Source organism: Pseudomonas sp. LBUM1676, from assembly GCF_059695605.1.
Genome location: NZ_CP166777.1, coordinates 563,163 through 574,888, shown reverse-complemented (window position 1 = coordinate 574,888; position 11,726 = coordinate 563,163). Strand labels below are relative to the sequence as shown.

The 11,726-nt window shown below is 59.8% G+C and carries 10 protein-coding genes; 5 read left to right on the top strand and 5 right to left on the bottom strand.

Features of this window, described 5'->3' with window-relative positions; all coding sequences use genetic code 11:
• Positions 1-28: 28 nt before the first annotated feature.
• Complete coding sequence (gene amaA, locus ACA041_RS02580) at positions 29-1,312, bottom strand: L-pipecolate oxidase (protein ID WP_497439751.1); 1,284 nt, start codon at positions 1,310-1,312, stop codon at positions 29-31.
• A gap of 142 nt (positions 1,313-1,454) precedes the next feature.
• Positions 1,455-2,945: an L-piperidine-6-carboxylate dehydrogenase gene (gene amaB, locus ACA041_RS02575; RefSeq protein ID WP_497439750.1), complete on the bottom strand. Its 1,491-nt coding sequence runs from the start codon at positions 2,943-2,945 to the stop codon at positions 1,455-1,457.
• Positions 2,946-3,120: 175 nt separating this feature from the next.
• Here amaB and ACA041_RS02570 point away from each other — a divergent pair, with 175 nt between their 5' ends.
• The 3 genes from ACA041_RS02570 to nadE all read left to right on the top strand — a co-directional run bounded on the left by ACA041_RS02570 (position 3,121) and on the right by nadE (position 6,329).
• Positions 3,121-4,032, top strand: a complete 912-nt coding sequence (locus tag ACA041_RS02570) for a LysR family transcriptional regulator (RefSeq protein ID WP_497439749.1) — start codon at positions 3,121-3,123, stop codon at positions 4,030-4,032.
• A gap of 229 nt (positions 4,033-4,261) precedes the next feature.
• Entirely contained in the window at positions 4,262-5,497 is a 1,236-nt protein-coding gene (gene pncB / locus ACA041_RS02565) for a nicotinate phosphoribosyltransferase (protein ID WP_497439748.1), read from the top strand.
• A 4-nt stretch (positions 5,498-5,501) separates the two neighbouring features.
• Entirely contained in the window at positions 5,502-6,329 is an 828-nt protein-coding gene (gene nadE / locus ACA041_RS02560; RefSeq protein ID WP_497439747.1) for an NAD(+) synthase, read from the top strand.
• 163 nt (positions 6,330-6,492) lie between these two features.
• On the opposite strand, the gene azu is transcribed toward nadE, so the two are convergent.
• Positions 6,493-6,939 carry an azurin gene (gene azu, locus ACA041_RS02555; RefSeq protein WP_497439746.1) on the bottom strand — a complete coding sequence of 149 codons (447 nt, stop codon included), beginning with the start codon at positions 6,937-6,939 and terminating at the stop codon, positions 6,493-6,495.
• A gap of 341 nt (positions 6,940-7,280) precedes the next feature.
• Between azu and ACA041_RS02550 the strand changes: the two genes are divergently transcribed.
• Positions 7,281-7,868, top strand: coding sequence for a cytokinin riboside 5'-monophosphate phosphoribohydrolase (locus ACA041_RS02550; protein WP_497439745.1), 588 nt, complete (start codon positions 7,281-7,283; stop codon positions 7,866-7,868).
• A 68-nt stretch (positions 7,869-7,936) separates the two neighbouring features.
• The gene (locus ACA041_RS02545) at positions 7,937-8,125 is read left to right on the top strand and encodes a hypothetical protein (RefSeq protein WP_128874310.1); all 189 of its coding nucleotides are present in this window, start codon (positions 7,937-7,939) and stop codon (positions 8,123-8,125) included.
• A gap of 218 nt (positions 8,126-8,343) precedes the next feature.
• On the opposite strand, the gene ACA041_RS02540 is transcribed toward ACA041_RS02545, so the two are convergent.
• Together ACA041_RS02540 and ACA041_RS02535 are read right to left on the bottom strand one after the other, a co-directional pair.
• The gene (locus tag ACA041_RS02540; protein WP_497439744.1) at positions 8,344-9,234 is read right to left on the bottom strand and encodes a transglutaminase family protein; all 891 of its coding nucleotides are present in this window, start codon (positions 9,232-9,234) and stop codon (positions 8,344-8,346) included.
• Positions 9,234-11,720 (bottom strand): circularly permuted type 2 ATP-grasp protein, encoded by a 2,487-nt coding sequence (locus tag ACA041_RS02535; RefSeq protein ID WP_497439743.1) that lies wholly within the window; start codon positions 11,718-11,720, stop codon positions 9,234-9,236. Before ACA041_RS02535 ends, ACA041_RS02540 begins: the two co-directional genes overlap by 1 nt.
• Between the last annotated feature and the right edge of the window lie 6 nt (positions 11,721-11,726).

Genomic DNA, 11,726 nt, shown 5'->3' with positions numbered 1-11,726 from the left:
CGCCGCTTTCAGCAACATATTTCAACAATCAAATAACGATCCGCAGGCACTGGCCTGCGTGATATAGCGAAAAACCGGCCTCGTATAGACAACTGCGCAATCCCACCCCCGACAATGGCTGCATGGGCGCGAACGGAATCGGCAAAGCATGAGGATTTCCGTTACACAAATAGTCGGCAAAAGCTTTGCCGACCACCGTGCCCGTGGTCACTCCCCGGCCGTTGTAGCCGGTGACTGCCACTAAACCGGGAGCAGGTTCGAACAGGCGCATCAGATGATCGGGAGTGAACGCTATGCACCCGGTCCAGGTGCACTCCCATTCCACCGGCTTCAGGTAGGGAAAATAGTGCTGCTGGACCCGGTCGGCCCAGGCCTTGAGGAACCAGGTCGGTTTCTGATTGCCATTGCCCAGGCTGCCGAGCAACAGGCGGCCGTCCTTGTCCCGTCGAATACTGCTGAGAACCTGACGGGTATCCCAGGAGCCCTGGCCACCGGGAAGAATTTGCCGGGCGGCGTCTTCAGTCAGCGGGGCCGAAGCCACCTGGTAATAGTAACCGGGGAAGAAATTGCGTCGCAGCTCGGTCCAGTCGCCTTCGGTGTAAGCGTTGGAGGCAATCACGACCTGTTCGGCAAGCACCGAACCCTGGTCAGTCTGCACCGACCAGCGCTGCCCCTGACGTTCGAGTCGGGTCACCGGGGAATGATCGAACAACTGACCGCCGAGGCCGATGGCCGCCTTGGCCAGGCCAGAGGTGTAGGCCATCGGGTTGAGGGTACCCGCACGCCGATCGAGCAGCGCGGCAGCGATTTTCTTGGTGCCCGTCGCTTGCTCACAGGCTTGACCGGTCAGCAGTTCGACCGGGGCTCCACGACGCTTCCATTGTTCTTCGCGACTGCGCAGGTCCGCTTCGCCACGGGCGTTATGCGCCATGTGCAGCGTGCCTTCGCGGCGCAGCTGGCAATCGATGTTGTATTTGTCGACCAGGCTGAACACCAGAGACGGCGCGGCACCCAGCATGCGATTGAGCTGGCTGCCGACCGCTTCGCCGAACCCGGCTTCGATCTCGTCCGGTGGAATCCACAACCCGGCGTTGACCAGCCCGACGTTGCGCCCCGAGCCCCCATGACCTGCCCGATGGGCTTCCAGTACACAGACACTCTTGCCTTGTTCCAGCAGATGCACCGCCGCCGACAGACCGGTGAAACCGGCACCGACGACGCAGACATCGACCTTCAACTCGCCTTTGAGCGCCGCATTGTCGGGTCTTTGCGGCGTCAGTTTTTCCCACAGACACTCTTCGCGTAACGGCATTGCCAGACTCCAACAGAAACCTAACCAACACACTGTTCAATTGTAGGAGCGAGCTTGCTCGCGAAAAACGTCATTGCAACGCGTTCACGCAGCAAACACGCGTCATCGTTAACGCTCATCGCGAGCAAGCTCGCTCCTCCAGTTAGTCGAATGTAATGCCCTGAGCCAATGGCAGCTCCAGCGAATAGTTCACGGTATTGGTCTGACGGCGCATGTACCCGCGCCAGGCGTCGGAGCCCGATTCACGACCTCCGCCGGTTTCCTTCTCGCCACCAAACGCGCCGCCGATCTCCGCACCGCTCGGACCGATGTTGACGTTGGCGATGCCGCAGTCGCTGCCCACCGCCGACATGAACTGCTCGGCTTCACGCACGTCGGTGGTGAAGATGCACGACGACAGACCTTGTGGCACGGCGTTGTTCAGGCGCAGGGCTTCGTCGAAATCCTTGTAGCCAACCACATACAGAATTGGCGCGAAGGTTTCGTTGCAGACCACATCGCTCTGCTCCGGCATTTCAACGATGGCCGGCGAGACGTAGTAAGCGTTGGGGAATTTGTCTTGCAGTTGACGTTCGCCGCCGAACACCCGGCCACCCTCGCTCAAGGCCTGCTCAAGCGCGTCCTGCATGTTTTCGAAGCTGTGCTTATCGATCAGCGGACCGATCAGGTTGCCTTCCAGTGGGTTGCCGATGCGCACTTTGGAGTAAGCGGCCTTGAGGCGGGTGACGATTTCTTCCTTCACCGATTCATGGGCAATCAGGCGACGCAGCGTGGTGCAACGCTGACCCGCGGTGCCGACGGCGCTGAACAGGATTGCACGCACGGCCATGTCCAGGTCGGCGCTTGGGCCGAGGATCATCGCGTTGTTGCCGCCCAGCTCGAGAATGCTGCGAGCAAAGCGTGCGGCGATTTTCGGTGCCACTTCGCGGCCCATACGGGTGCTGCCGGTGGCGCTGATCAGTGCGACACGCGGGTCATCGACCAGGGCTTCACCGGCATCGCGGCCGCCGATGATGACCTGACTCAGGTGCGGTGGCGCATCGCTGAAGTTTTTGAGTACCCGGTCGAACAGCGCCTGGCAGGCCAGAGCGGTCAGCGGGGTTTTTTCCGACGGTTTCCAGATCACCGGGTTGCCGCAGACCAGCGCCAGCGTGGTGTTCCAGGCCCAGACCGCGACCGGGAAGTTGAACGCACTGATCACACCGACGACGCCCAGCGGGTGCCAGGTTTCGCGCATGTGGTGGCCAGGACGCTCGGAAGCGATGGTCAAGCCGTACAACTGACGGGACAGACCGACGGCGAAGTCGCAGATGTCGATCATTTCCTGAACTTCGCCCAGGCCTTCCTGGGTGATCTTGCCGGCTTCCCAGGACACCAGCTCGCCGAGGTCAGCCTTGTATTCACGCAGGATGTCACCCAGCTGACGCACCAGTTCGCCACGGCGCGGCGCCGGAACCTTGCGCCACAGTTCGAACGCATGATCTGCGCGACTGATGTGCTGCTCGACCTCAGCGGCACCTTCCCAGTTCACGGCGGCGATCCGGCTGCCATCGATCGGCGAATGCACCGGCACTTTGCCGTTCTGGTACAGGGCCGGGTTCACACCAAGACGATCAAGCAATGCGGCAACCATGGGTCACTCCTCAAGCAAAAAACAGAAGGTTCGCAGCCGGAAAATCACGACTGATCAGACCTGTAGTTTTAGCGCTCCTGAGGTTAGCCAACAAACGACCTTTAAGAGAGATATCATTCCGTTTATTCATGCTGTGCATTGCTGGCAATAAAGAGACAAGAAGAAAGGACCGCCCATGCTGAACAAACGCTATCTGCCGTCGATTACCGCGTTGCAATGTTTCGAGGCTGTCACGCGGCATTTGAGCTTCACCCGGGCCGCCGAAGAGCTGAACCTGACGCAGAGCGCCGTCAGCAAACAGGTCGCGCAACTCGAAGAGTTGTTACAGCACCTGCTGTTCCGCCGGGTGCGCCGACGCCTGCAGATGACCCCGGCTGGTGATTTGTACCTGGTAGAGGTACGAAAAATCCTCACCCAAGTCGAGATGTCGACCCATTACCTGCGCTCCTATGGCGGCGAAACCGAAGTCTTGCGCGTCTCCACGCCTCCGACCTTCGGCGCTCGCTGGCTGGTGCCACGCTTGAAAGGCTGGCGCCTGCGCCATCCCTCGATCCATCTGGACCTGTGCAGCGAACAGGAAGCCGATGATCTGTTGCAAGGCCGTAGCGACCTGGCGTTCTACTTTGGCCAAGGCTCACGACCCGGTACCGAATGCCTGAAGCTGTTCGGCGAAGAGCTGGTGCCGGTCTGCGCACCGGGCAGCCTGCCGGACACGCCGTTCACCGATCCAACGCAGTTGGCCGACCTGGTCCTGCTGCAAAACGCTTCCCGCCCCCAGGCCTGGCACGACTGGTTCGACAGCCAGGGCTACCACACTGAACACAGCTACCACGGACCGCGTTTCGAAACCTTTTATATGTGCATCCGCGCAGCCCAGGTCGGCTGCGGCGTGGCGCTGCTGCCGAAGTTTCTGGTGGAAGAGGAATTGGCCGACGGCAAACTGGTCATACCCTGGCAGCACGCGATGCCCAGCACCGACGCCTATTACCTGGCGTATCCGGAGCATGCGGCGGAAGTGCCGAAAGTGCGCGATTTCGTGAAGTGGATGCTGGAGCAGATTGATAGCCCGGATGCGTTACCCATTTAGGGTTGCCCCCAATACCTGTGGGAGCGAGCTTGCTCGCGATAGCGGTGGTTCAGTCAATATCGATGTTGAATGTAATACCGTCATCGCGAGCAAGCTCGCTCCCACAGGAGTCTGCACCGTCTAAAAAATTGCTGGCAATACCCTGTGCTGATATGCCCCACTAGCCCCATTCATTGAAACAGCTGCAACGTCGCTGCCACGGGCCGCGCCCAGCCTGGAGAACCCCGTTATGAGCGAGAGTGTGTTTGCCGATCGCATCGTGCAGAACCTGCTCGACACCGACTTCTACAAACTGACGATGATGCAGGCGGTGCTGCACAACTACCCGAACGTGGAAGTCGAATGGGAGTTTCGTTGCCGTAACAGTGAGGATCTGCGCCCATACCTGGCAGAGATCCGCTTCCAGATCGAGCGACTGGCCGAGTTGAGCCTGAGCGCCGATCAGTTGAGTTTCATGGAACGCATCAGCTTCATGAAGCCGGACTTCCTGCGTTTTCTGGGTTTGTTTCGCTTCAACCTGCGCTACGTCCACACCGGGATCGAAAACGGCGAGCTATTCATTCGCCTGCGCGGGCCCTGGCTGCATGTGATCCTGTTCGAAGTGCCACTGCTGGCGATTGTCAGCGAAGTGCGCAACCGCTATCGCTACCGGGAAGTCGTGCTGGAACAGGCGCGCGAACAGCTCTATCGCAAATTCGACTGGCTGACTGCCAATGCCAGTGCGGACGAATTGTCCGAACTGCAGGTAGCCGATTTCGGTACTCGGCGACGCTTCTCCTTCCGTGTGCAGGAAGAGGTGGTCAACGTACTCAAGCACGACTTTCCCGGGCGTTTCGTCGGCACCAGTAACGTGCACCTGGCGCGCGAACTGGACATGAAGCCGTTGGGCACCATGGCCCACGAATGGATCATGGCGCACCAGCAACTCGGCCCAAGGCTGATAGACAGCCAGATCGCCGCCCTCGACTGCTGGGTTCGCGAATATCGCGGCCTGCTCGGGATCGCCCTGACCGACTGCATCACCACCGATGCCTTCCTCAGTGATTTCGACCTGTACTTCGCCAAGCTTTTCGACGGCTTGCGCCACGATTCCGGTGACCCGGTGCTCTGGGCGGAAAAAGCCATCGCTCACTATCACCAGCTGGGCATCGACCCGATGAGCAAGACGCTGGTGTTCTCCGACAGCCTGACGCTGCCCAAATCCCTTGAGATTTTCCGCGCGCTGCGTGGTCGGATCAATGTCAGCTTCGGTATCGGCACCAACCTGACGTGCGATATTCCGGGTGTCGAACCGATGAGCATCGTGCTTAAAATGACCGCCTGCAACGGCCAGCCGGTGGCAAAGATCTCCGACGAGCCGGGCAAGACTCACTGTAAAGACCCGAATTTCGTCGCCTATTTGCGACACGTTTTCCAAGTACCTGCCGCCCTTTCCAGCACATCAAATCTACCTAGCAAGGAGTGAATTCATGCAAGCCGTACAGCGTGAGATTGCTGAGCAGCTCAAGGTTCAACCGCCGTTCGCCGACCAGGCCGCCCTTGAGGCCGAAGTCGCCCGACGGATCACCTTCATCCAGGATTGCCTGGTCAATTCCGGGCTCAAGTCTTTGGTGCTGGGCATCAGCGGCGGCGTTGATTCCCTGACCGCCGGCCTGCTGGCCCAACGCGCCATGCGCGAACTGCGTACACGCACCGGTGACGACAGCTACAGGTTCATCGCGGTGCGCCTGCCCTACGAAACCCAATTCGATGAACACGATGCCCAGGCCTGCGTGGATTTCATTGCCCCGGACGAACGCCACACGGTAAACATCGGCCCGGCAGTCAAGGCCCTGGCCAATGAAGTCGCCGCCTTCGAAGGCAAGCATGCGGTTTCAGTGGATTTCGTGCTCGGCAATACCAAGGCGCGGATGCGAATGGTCGCCCAATACACCATTGCCGGCGCAGTTCAGGGCCTGGTGATCGGCACCGACCACGCGGCGGAAGCGGTGATGGGCTTTTTCACCAAGTTTGGTGACGGCGCGTGTGACCTGGCCCCGCTGAGCGGTCTGGTGAAAAACCAGGTTCGGGACATCGCCCGCAGCTTCGGCGCGCCGGAATCGCTGGTGGAAAAAATCCCGACGGCCGACCTTGAGGACTTGTCGCCCGGCAAGCCGGATGAAGCGTCCCATGGTGTGACCTACGCCGAGATCGACGCGTTCCTGCACGGCGAGCCTGTGCGTGAAGAAGCGTTCAAGATCATTTGCGACACGTACAAGAAGACTCATCACAAGCGAGTGATGCCGTTCGCTCCGTGATTTCATAAGTGTCTGTATCGACGCCTTCGCGAGCAGGCTCGCTCCCACAGGTACTCCGCGGTCCTTGTGGGAGCGAGCCTGCTCGCGAAGAACGATGACTCGGTCAATCGTCAGGCACAAAAAAGCGTCCTTCAAGGGACGCTTTTTTTATGACTCGATTCGCTTACTTCAGGGTAACCGTACCTTTCATCATCGAGATGTGGCCCGGGAACGAGCAGAAGAACCCGTACTTCTCGCCAGCATCAAGCTTCGCGACATCGAAGGTCACCGAGTCGGTTTCCTTGGCACCGATGATCTTGGTGTGAGCGATGATGCGTGCATCACCTTCTTTCAGATAGCTCTTGTCGATGCCTGCACCCAGACCGTCGGTGGCGATCGGCTGCATGTCAGCTTCCTTGCTCAGCACCCAGTTATGGCCCATGACATTTTTCGGCAGGTTGCCGGAGTGAGTCAGTTCAACGGTGAAAGTCTTGCAGCTTTTGTCGATTTCAATGGCCTTGGTGCTGAAGGTCATCTGATCTGTGGAGTCGACAGTGACCTTGCATTCGGCAGCCATCAATTGACTGCTGGCCAGCGTCAGCAGGGATACCGCAACTAGTTTGGCAAACATGGTGAATCTCCAAGGCAGGGTTAACAAAAGTGCGAATGGACTGAAGACTGCCTGAAAACTTCGCAAGTTCCTATGACCTGAAGCAAAAATTGTATACAACTTTCGAGCTATGACACCTATCGAGACAATCTACCAGCCAGAGGTCAAGGACGGCCCTATCATCAGGTCGTCATCACTCTGGAGCGTCTAACCATGTCCATCAATAGCCTTTTGTGCAGCTTGCTCGCCGCATACGCCTGTGGCGCCAGCGGCACCTGTGAAACATCCCCGCGCGGAGTTTAAACCTTGGAGCGTCGCTTGCCTGCCTTTACTCTGTGACCAACCTGACCATGGAGTAAGGCATGTCTTTAGCGTCTGTTTGTGTATTTTGCGGTGCCAGCACCGGCACCAACCCGGCTTATCGTGAAGCGGCCGTCGCCCTTGGGCGGGCATTGGCCGAGCGCAAGCTGACCCTGGTCTATGGCGGCGGTGCCGTCGGACTGATGGGAATTGTCGCCGATGCTGCGCTGGCGGCGGGTGGTGAAGTGATCGGAATCATCCCGCAAAGCCTCAAGGACAAGGAAATCGGCCACAGCGGCCTGACTCGCCTGGAAGTGGTCGACGGCATGCATGCGCGCAAGGCGCGGATGGCCGAGCTCAGCGATGCATTCATCGCCCTGCCCGGCGGCCTGGGCACCCTGGAAGAACTGTTCGAAGTCTGGACCTGGGGTCAACTCGGCTACCACGGCAAACCGCTGGGACTGCTGGAAGTGAACGGTTTCTACAGCAAGTTGACCGGTTTTCTTGATCATATCGTCGGCGAAGGCTTCGTTCGTGAAGCGCACCGTGACATGCTGCAAGTGAGCGAATCGCCACAAACCCTGCTCGACGCCCTGGATGCCTGGCAGCCGACAGTGGTGCCAAAGTGGATCGAGCGAAAACCCAGCTAACGGCTGGGCACCGATACAGGGCAGAATACGCGCCGCTCAACCTCACCTTCGACCCCAGAGGATCGCCCATGGCTAAACCCAATTATTCCTTCGCCAAACGTCAGAGAGACTTGGCCAAGGAGCAGAAGAAAGAGGAAAAGCTTCAGCGCAAGAAAGCTACCGCTGAAGAAGAAGCAGCAGCACTGAACCCGGATGCCGAAGGCGAAGTGGCTACAGACGAAACTGAAACACCGAAAGATCAGGCGCCCGACGCCTGAGACCCTCAGGGCCCGATGATCTGATCAGGCCCACCGGATCTGTGTCCAGGGTCAGCAGCGATGTTGCTGACCCTCACAGACCACTCTGAAATACCTTCCAAAAAACACTGCATATCCCCTGTGGGAGCGGGCTTGCTCGCGAAGGCGGTGTATCAGCTAAATAATATCGACTGACACTCCGTCTTCGCGAGCAGGCTCGCTCCCACATTGGATCTACGTCAATCCAGTGGCATCACGGTGACGCGCACCTCGGGGTCGTGACTGCCGCCCCCCAGAATCACCCCACGCAACGGCGAAACATCGGAGAAATCCCGGCCCCAGGCCAGGGTGATGTGTTCGAGCGCGGGTTGCACATTGTTGGTCGGATCGAAATCGACCCAACCCAGCACCGGGCAAAACACCGAAACCCAGGCATGGGAGGCATCGGCGCCGATCAGTCGCGGCTGGCCAGGCGGTGGCTGGGTCAGCAGGTAGCCACTGACGTAACGCGCCGCCAGTCCACGAGAGCGCACGCAAGCGAGCATCAGGTGAGCGAAATCCTGGCAAACCCCGCGCCGACGCTCCAGCACTTCCACCAGCGGTGTCGCCACTTGGGTCGCTTCGGCGTCGAACGTGAATTCGCTGAAGATTTTTTCCATCAACGCCTGAACACCCAGCAACAGCGGCCGGCCCGGAGGAAAGCAATTTTCCGAGAACTCGACGAAGTTGCGCTTCAAATGCACGTATGGCGATTCGAACCGGTAACGGCAAGCTTCAAGAATTTCGGGTGGCAGCGGCTGACTGCTGTAGGTCAGCGCATTGCGGGTTTCTTCCCACGGAGGGGATTGATTGAAATCCAGCGCTGGCCGGGACAGCACTTCGACGGTGAGCCGGGCATTGACCAACAACTCATCGTGCGGCCTCTCGAATGCCAGGCGGGTCAGCGGATTACCAAACACGTCGAGCTCATCCCGGCGCGATGTCGGATCAGGACTGATCTGCAACTGCTGCTCGGTGCAACGCTGCCAGGCACAGGCCCGCGGCCACAAATGGGCCAGTTGCTGGGCCAGGGACACCGGGCTGTCGTAGTGATAATGGGTGTCGTGGAGTATCTGGTAATGGGCACTCATCAGACGGACACCGTGCGCTGGCTGACATCATCGACATGGGCGAAATGGCGCAAGGCCAGGCGATCCGACACTTGCCCGCTGGCCTCGGCGATCTCTTGCAACAGATCGGCTAATCCGTCGATGGCGGCGCGAACACTGGCCTCGCCAAACAGCGGGTTTTCCAGGCAGCCCAGATCGAATCGTGTCAGTCGCGCCACTAACGGTGACAGACCGGCTTCGCGCGGCACGCCAAAGTCGTCATTCAAGCGCGTGAGCGTGCGGGTCACCAGCTTCAGCTGGAAGAGCACGGCGTGCGGATTCTGTTCATCCAGCAGCAACAGGTCCAGAACCGGTATCAACTGCGCCACCGCCAGATACCGCGAACGGTAGGTGATGCTGCTGTTACCCAATTCCAACAACCATTCCAGCCCGGCCTGGTCGAAAGCGCCGGCGCCGCGCAGAAATGCGGCAAGGCTGGCGCTGAGAAACTGTAATCGCTCGATCCGTCGACCGATCATCAGAAAGCGCCAGCCTTCGTCCCGGGTCATGTCGTCGAGAGCGAAACCGGACAACGCCGCCAGGGACATCACCAGACGATTGAGAAAATCCAGCAATTGGCCGAAATCCGCTTCATCGGTTTCCAGCTCCATGGCTTCGCGTTGCAACTCCACCAGCGCCTGCCAGTTTTCCCGCGAGAGCTTGCCGCGCACTTGCGAGGCCGCCCACTGCAGACGCTGCAGGTTGGAGCGCAGGCTGAATGGCCAGTCATCGCCGAGCAGTGCGGCCAACAAGCGCTCCGGCAACTCGCCTTCATCCGGCAACAGATTCAGGCGTTCACCAAGATTGACCGCCGCCTGCAAGGCTTGAGGATCGTCACCGTCGACATAGCGCGCCAGCATGATGCGCAGCAACCGTGCGCTGTCATCGCAGCGCTCGCAGTAACGGCCGAACCAGAACAGGTTTTCCACCACCCGTGACGGCAAATACGGATCGAGCCGCACCAGATCGCGCACGCCAATGTTGCGTTGGGTTTTCCATTGTTCGCCGCTCGGCGGTCGGTCCCCAAGCACCCAGGTGTCCTTGCTCGCTCCGCCGCGTTGCATCGACACCACTTCGGCGTCGGCTTCGGCGGCCACCCGGGTCAGGCCACCGGGCAGCACCCGATAACCATTGCGGCTGGCCACGGCGTAGACCCGCATGCCAATGGCCCGCGGTTGCAGCTGTCCGGTTTCAGACTGCCAGACCGGAGCTTGAGAAAGCTGCGCCAGTTCTTGCGCGACATAGGCGTAAGGCCGGGCCTGCATGCGCTCGGCCAGGTCCTGGCGCTGTTTTTCACTCAAGTCACGGCCAAACACAGGTGCGAAACTCTGGGACGGAAAAGCCGGTTTGATCAGCAGTTCCGGCAATTTTTCCAGAGCCTGGGCCAGCACTGACGCTTCGCCGCACCACCAGGTGGCGATGGAGGGCAGGATCAGATCTTCGCCGAACAGGAACTGATTGATTTTCGGTAAGAAGCCCAGCAGTCCAGGCGACTCCAGCACGCCACTGCCGAGGGCGTTGGCCACCAGCACTCGTCCTTGCCGTACGGCTTCGAGCAGGCCGGGCACGCCAAGTGCCGAGTCGGTACGCAACTCCAGCGGATCGCAGAAATCATCGTCAAGTCGACGCATGATCGCGTGAACCCGACGCAGGCCACTGAGGGTTTTCAGGTAGACCGTGGCATCGCGCACCGTGAGGTCACCACCCTCTACCAGCGGATAACCCAGTTGGCGAGCGAGATAAAGGTGCTCGAAGTAGCTCTCGTTGAATCGCCCCGGGGTCAGTAATACCACCAGAGGCGCTTCGTCATCGCTTGGCGCCTGGCGGGCCAGGGTTTCCTGGAGCGTGCGAAAGAACCCGGCCAGGTGCTGCACCTTCAGATCGCGGTACAGGTCGGGAAAGGCCCGGGACACGATGGTACGGTTTTCCAGGGCATAACCGGCTCCGGACGGCGCCTGGGTCCGATCCGCCGTCACCCACCAGCGCCCATCAGGGGTGCGCGCCAGATCCACTGCGTACAGGTGCAGAAAGGCTCCGTCTGGCGGCGAAATGTTCTGACAGGGCCAGAGGAAGTTGTTGTGGCCAAATACCAGCTCGGCGGGTAACAGGCCTTCGGCGATCAACCGCTGTGGACCGTACAGGTCCGCCAGCACGGCATTGAGCAATCGAGCCCGCTGGGCGATACCGGCCGACAAATGCTCCCACTCGTCAGCGGCGATCACGTGGGGCAGCAGGTCCAGTTCCCACGGCCGGTCAGCGCCCTTGGGGTCGGCGTAGACGTTGTAGGTCACGCCGTTTTCCTGGATTTGCCTGGTCAACAATGTCTGACGCTGCACCAATTGAGCTGGCGTGCTGCGTTGCAATTGATCGAACAACCGACGCCAGTGCGGGCGCACCGCGCCGCTGTCGTCGAGCAATTCATGATAGGTGCCCGCTGTCAGCGGGTAGCGGTCAAGCAGATCAGGCATGGAAAG